Source organism: Sphingomonas sp. (assembly GCF_050725575.1).
Lineage (GTDB): Bacteria > Pseudomonadota > Alphaproteobacteria > Sphingomonadales > Sphingomonadaceae > Sphingomonas.
Window position 1 is genome coordinate 1 of sequence record NZ_JBOHHW010000093.1, and the last position, 5,017, is coordinate 5,017.

Below are 5,017 nucleotides of genomic sequence, written 5' to 3' on the forward strand. Positions count from 1 at the left end.
TGCCAACCATGCGCACAACGACATTCTGGAGCTGATCATGACTGGCGGTGTGCCGGCGATCATCCTGATGCTCGGCTTTGCCGCGTGGTGGCTGCGTACCACTATCATGATCTGGCGCGCATCGACCCGCGATGCCTTTTCGGAAGCGGCGACGGTGATCACCGGCATCATCATGCTGCACGAGTTCGTCGATTACCCGCTGCGCACCGCGGCGATCGGGGTGATCTTCGGTCTGTGCTGTGGGGTGATGGCGCGACCGCGCCGGATCGTCGAACCGGCGGAAGCACCGGAGCGCGCCAGCCGCCACCTCGCGGCCTGACGAACTCCGACAGGGGCCGACCCTTCCGAATTGCCTGCCGCCCGGCGGCGCGGAGCGGCATGGCCCAACATCGGGACCGTGAAGGCCCGCGATGATTCAACACCGGTATTGTTTATGGCAGCGAAGAGCCGGGCGATTGCTCCTGCTCTTTCTCATGACTGGTCAAAATCAGATGGGTCTGAGCTGGCTGTTCCGGCAGGGAACAGCCAGCCGGGCCGACAATGCTGGCTGATAACTGGCTGATACCCTGGCTGTTAGCTGGCTGTTATTCGATAACAACCAGCGTGTCGCAAGTCATTGGAAGTCGGCCGAAAATTCAGGTCGAAAGCCCAATGAACAGCCAGATAAAGAATTTACCGGAAATAACAGCCAGCAATGGCGGGTCAGAACTGGAAGTAGATGAAGGCGCTCTTTACTTCGAGCATCACGAACACCACCGCGATCGCCACGGTCAGATAGGCGGTCTTCGCCACGACCAGCGGCGTGCCGTTGACGGCGAAGCGTGGGACGATGCGGTCGCGGACAAACCAGACGATGAACATCGACGCGGTCAATGCCGCCGCCATCATATAGCTGTTCGGCGCGAGCCCGAAGGCGTGATACTGGCGCGGGTCGAGCATCTTGCCCCACAAGGTGAAGGTGTCGTGAAGGCTGACCGCTCGGAACGGGATCCATGCCGCCATCATCAGCGGCAGCGTGATCGCGACGCCGATCAGCGCACCGATCACACCGCCGGGCATGCGGATACGCGGCGAGATGACACGCTGCGCCCAGACCATTGCGGCGTGGTAAAGGCCCCACAGCACGAAGGTCCAGTTTGCCCCGTGCCACAAGCCCATGATCGCCCAGGTCGAGAAGAGCGCGCGGGTGCGCTTGCCCTCGGTCACCTTGGCGGCTCCTGGCACATTCTCCGAACTCTCGGCCAGCGTATCCCAGGCGCCGTGACCAGGCTCGCGGTAGCGGCCCATCAGCGGGATATAGACATAGTCGCGGATCCAGGTGGACAGCGAGATGTGCCAGCGCTTCCAGAACTCGCGCGGCGAGGTCGCGACATAGGGGAAGTTGAAATTCTCCGGCACATAAATGTTCATGATCATCGCCGAGCCGATCGCGATCGACGAATAGCCGGCGAAATCGAAATAGATCTGGAAGCCGAACAGAAAGGCGAGCGTCCATGCGTCAAACGCGCTCATCTGCGCGATATTGCCGCCAAAGCCCTGGTCGACGAACCCGGCGATCGTATCGGCCAGCACGACCTTCAGGAACAGGCCGGCGATGATGCGCTCGATGCCGCGGCGGACTTGCTGGCCATCGAATGGCGCGGGATCCTTGAGCTGCGGGATCAGGATGTCCGGGCGCATGATCGGACCCGCGACGAGGTGCGGATAAAAGGTCACGAAGGTCAGATAGCGCAGCATGTTGCGCTCGGGCGGCAGGTCGCGGCGATAGACGTCGATCGTGTAGCTCAGCGTCTGGAAGATATAGAAGCTGATGCCGAGCGGCAGGATGATGTTGAGCGTGGTGAAGCTGGGATGGAAGCCCAGTACCTCGGCCAGCGAGAAGACGCTGTTGCGGAAGAAGATGAAATATTTGAAGAATCCGAGGATGCCGAGATTCACCACGAGGCTGACTTGCATCAGCCGCTTGCGCTTGATCGGATCCTCCTGTCGGTCGATCAGCAGCGCGAGATAATAATCCATCACTGCGCTGCCGAGCATCAGCGGCACGAATTCGATCCGCCAGAACCCGTAAAAGGTCGTGCTGCCGAGCAGCAGCAGCCAGAGCCGCGCGTTACCCTTTAGCTGCCAGTAGAGGATGCAGATGATCGGCAGAAACAGGCCGAGAAAGGTGACTGAATTGAACAGCATCGATCAGTATCCCATCCGGCGCACGGCCTGGTCGATGCCAGTGGCGAGGCGTTTGTGACCGGCGGCGGTGAAGTGCATGAAATCGGCCTCTTTGAAGCCGAACAGTTCATCGGTGACCGTCGCCCATTCAGGGCCGGGCACGATCGGGTCGATATCGACGAACCCCGCGCCGTGGCGCTTGGCGAGCGCCTGCAGTTCGGCTTTGAAAGCCCGGTACTGCGCCATCGGATAGGGGCCATCGATATCCTGGCGATAGGGCGGCACGTAGAGCAGCAAATCCACTCCCTGTGCCCGGGCATCGGCAACCATGCCGTCGAGTAGTTCCATGCGATCGCGATAGACATTGGCATCTACGGGGCGTTTGCTGGTCGAGTGGATGCCGAGCATCTGGTTGCGCAGCGTATGCACCGCAAAGCCGAGCGTGCCGCGCAGCGCTGGCTTGGCCTGCCACAATGGCCAATGCCCTGCAAGGAAGCCGGTCGCCTCGCGCTCGACCCTGGTCTGCAGCGATTGATGTCCCTCGGCGATTTGGGGTGACGACGCCTTCAGGCTTTCCTGCATCGCCCCGGCGATCACCGGCCAATAGCGTTGGGACTCCAGCCGGGCCGTGACGCCTTGGCGTTCGGTGAAATCGCCCACCGTCTCGCGCACGCCGAGCTCGCGAATATCGTCATAGCAGACCGGCAAGATGAGAAGCTTTGGGCGGTAGATTGGCGCGACCGCATTCCACACAATCGCCTCTTCGATCAGGTTGGCGTTGGGCTGGCTATAGGTGACGAGATACTTGCCCCGTTCGGCGAGTGCGCGGCGCAACAGTTCGGGTGCGTTGACGTCGCCGGGCCGGTAGCGGTTGATCCCGAAGAGCTGCGAATTGCCGAACCACAGCACCGCCGGCGGCTTGCCGGCCCTGGTCCATGTGGCGACGCATCTGTGGCTGTCGACCGCATCGCTGCATTGGGTGATCTGACCACGCTGCGCGAAGCCGGCGGTCTCCGCGCCAAGGCCGGCATCGGCCAGCTTGATCAGGATATGGGTGCGCGCATATTCAAGCAATGCCAGCGCGAGCACCGCGCCGATCAGCAGCGGCAGCCATGCTTTCAGCCTTGCCTTGGGCAATGGAGCCCCAGGGGAGCGCGCGATCGGGTCGGTCATGAGAATCTTCCGATGGAATCAGGTCGCGGACGGGGCAGAGGTGGCGGCTTGGACCCGCCGCCACGAATAACGCTTCTTTACGCGCAGCATCGGCTGTTCAAGGAAGCGCCAGGACAATTCGGTGACGACCAGCGAGAGCGCGACCTCGACGGTCACCACCAGCAGGTAATTGGTCAAATTGCCCGGCTGCCGATAGGCTTCGGCGGCGTGGAAGATCGGATAATGATAGAGATAGAGGCCATAGGAACGGCGCCCGACATAGCGCGCGACCGGGCTGGCAAAGGCGCGGCGCAGCGGGTCGCCATCGGCCAGCCGCGGCACGGTAAAGATCAGCGTAGCGGCGAGCAGCGCGAACAGGGTGAAGGCGGGCGCGACCTCCTGCATGAAATCGCGCTGCGCGAAGAACAGGGTCGCGACGATCGCCACGAAACAAATCCAGGCGAGCGGGCGGAGCAGGCGTTGCGGCAAGCGCGCGCTCAGCGCTGTTTCGGTGATCGCCAGCAGGCAACCGAGCATCAGTCCGTCGGTTCGCGCCGGCGTAAAGGTGTAGAGCAGGACCGGTGGATATCCCGCCGCAAGCATGGCGAAGCGGATGGCGACTGCCGAGACGATGACCAGCGCTGCGATGATCGCCGCCGGCCTCGACCCGCGATATGACGCGAGAATGAAAACGATCGGCCAGACGACGTAAAATTGTTCCTCGATCGCGAGCGACCAGGTGTGGCCGAGGCTGCCGAGCATCTCCGCGGGCAGAAAATTGGCGAAGAACGCCATCACTGCCACCGCGACGGGCAGGCGGTCGGCAAGCGTGCCCGTCCATAACAGCATCGCCAGGACCAGGCAGGCGAGCAATGGCGGGATGATGCGAAAGACGCGGCGCAGATAAAATTCGCGCAGATCCACGCGACCGGTCGCCACGCGTTCGAGCATCATCAGGCGCGTGATGAGATAACCCGAGATAACAAAAAAGATGTCGACGCCGAGAAAGCCGCCCTGCAGCCGGCCATAGCTGGCATGGACAAGCAGGACGAAGCCGACGGACAATGCTCGCAGGCCATCAAGCTCGGGGAGATAATCCCGCCTGCCGGCCGCTTCAGTCACATCATGCCCCTCACCGAGCGGCGCCATGGCGCCGCGATCCGATCCCCGGAAAACTGCCTTGTCAGAAGATGCACGCCCGGTCGAGACTCTATGAAGGACGGCGGAGAATGGTGATCGAGGCGGCCGACAGCTTCCGCGTCAGCGCGCTCGGCAACATGGCGGTAACGCCCTCCATCGCCCCGATCAGCGCGCCAGGGAGGATGCGGTGCAGTCGCGCGGTCTTGGCATGGCCGGCCGAAAGCGGGTTGGTGAACATCTCGTGCCGAACCAGCTCCAGTCCGGCGCGTTTGCTCAGCGTTGCGATCTCGTCCTGGTGGAGCAGGAAGATATGCCCATCGGAATCCGGCTTGAACTGCTGATCTTCATAGATCGAGGCATCGGGGCAATCGGAGAAACGCGGCAGACGGTTGAGGAAATAACCGCCATTGGGAGTCGAGATGATCAGGTGCCCGCCGGGTTTCACCACCGTTGCGAGCTGCGCCAGGAACTGGTCGGGATGGGCGACATGCTCGACCACTTCGAGTGCGAGCGCCACGTCGAAAGCGCCGGCGAACTGATCACCGAGTTCAAAGATGTT

Annotated in this window: 5 protein-coding genes; 1 reads left to right on the forward strand and 4 read right to left on the reverse strand. The window is 62.1% G+C overall.

Annotated features, from left to right (window positions below; all coding sequences use genetic code 11):
* A partial coding sequence (locus tag ACRECS_RS27200; protein ID WP_431586102.1) for an O-antigen ligase family protein occupies nt 1–319 on the forward strand: 319 nt, incomplete at its 5' end.
* A gap of 383 nt (nt 320–702) precedes the next feature.
* Here ACRECS_RS27200 and ACRECS_RS27205 read toward each other — a convergent pair.
* The 4 genes from ACRECS_RS27205 to ACRECS_RS27220 all read right to left on the reverse strand — a co-directional run.
* The gene (locus ACRECS_RS27205) at nt 703–2,187 is read right to left on the reverse strand and encodes an MBOAT family O-acyltransferase (RefSeq protein ID WP_431586103.1); all 1,485 of its coding nucleotides are present in this window, start codon (nt 2,185–2,187) and stop codon (nt 703–705) included.
* A gap of 3 nt (nt 2,188–2,190) precedes the next feature.
* A complete protein-coding gene (locus tag ACRECS_RS27210; RefSeq protein ID WP_431586104.1) occupies nt 2,191–3,339 on the reverse strand; it encodes an SGNH/GDSL hydrolase family protein in 1,149 nt (382 codons plus the stop codon).
* Between the two features lie 18 nt (nt 3,340–3,357).
* Nucleotides 3,358–4,467 carry an acyltransferase family protein gene (locus tag ACRECS_RS27215; protein WP_431586105.1) on the reverse strand — a complete coding sequence of 370 codons (1,110 nt, stop codon included), beginning with the start codon at nt 4,465–4,467 and terminating at the stop codon, nt 3,358–3,360.
* A gap of 61 nt (nt 4,468–4,528) precedes the next feature.
* Nucleotides 4,529–5,017 (reverse strand): class I SAM-dependent methyltransferase (locus tag ACRECS_RS27220; RefSeq protein ID WP_431586106.1); only part of this gene is annotated, 489 nt, incomplete at its 5' end.

Bases quoted from the DNA above. Each gene is read 5' to 3' on its own strand.
- ACRECS_RS27205 (WP_431586103.1), bottom strand. From the start codon at position 2,187: ATGCTGTTCAATTCAGTCACCTTTCTCGGCCTGTTTCTGCCGATCATC.
- ACRECS_RS27210 (WP_431586104.1), bottom strand. From the start codon at position 3,339: ATGACCGACCCGATCGCGCGCTCCCCTGGGGCTCCATTGCCCAAGGCA.
- ACRECS_RS27215 (WP_431586105.1), bottom strand. From the start codon at position 4,467: ATGGCGCCGCTCGGTGAGGGGCATGATGTGACTGAAGCGGCCGGCAGG.